Below are 340 nucleotides of genomic sequence, written 5' to 3'. Positions count from 1 at the left end.
ATGACGGCTCCCACGGATACCAAAGGCACGAAAGGCGAGGACAATGCCTCGTCGCTGGAGATCAAGCTGGCCCTTTCAGGAGGCGGCGTCCGCGCCGCGGCCTTCCATCTGGGCGTCCTTCGGCGCCTCGCGGCCGAAGGGCTACTGGAACGTGTGACGCACCTCTCAACGGTATCCGGTGGCAGCCTGATCACCGCCGCGATCATGTCCTCCTGCGGCATGCGCTGGCCCGGCTCCGCGGAGTTCGAGGCCAAGGTCTTCCCGATGCTGCAGGCCTTGCTCACGGGCAAGGACCTCTTCTCCTTGAAGGCCATCGGCCCATGGGGGTTGCTCCACTTTC

The 340-nt window shown here is 65.3% G+C and carries 1 protein-coding gene; it reads left to right on the top strand.

The annotated features are described in order from the left end of the window. On the top strand, positions 1 to 340 hold a 340-nt coding region (locus tag CVH10_RS18745; RefSeq protein WP_181244502.1), incomplete at both ends, for a patatin-like phospholipase family protein.

The sequence above is a fragment of the Halomonas sp. ND22Bw genome, from assembly GCF_003011945.1.
In the GTDB taxonomy this organism is placed as follows: domain Bacteria; phylum Pseudomonadota; class Gammaproteobacteria; order Pseudomonadales; family Halomonadaceae; genus Halomonas; species Halomonas halophila.
Note: the sequence above shows the minus strand (reverse complement) of the source record. Positions and strands in the feature narration are given on the sequence as shown.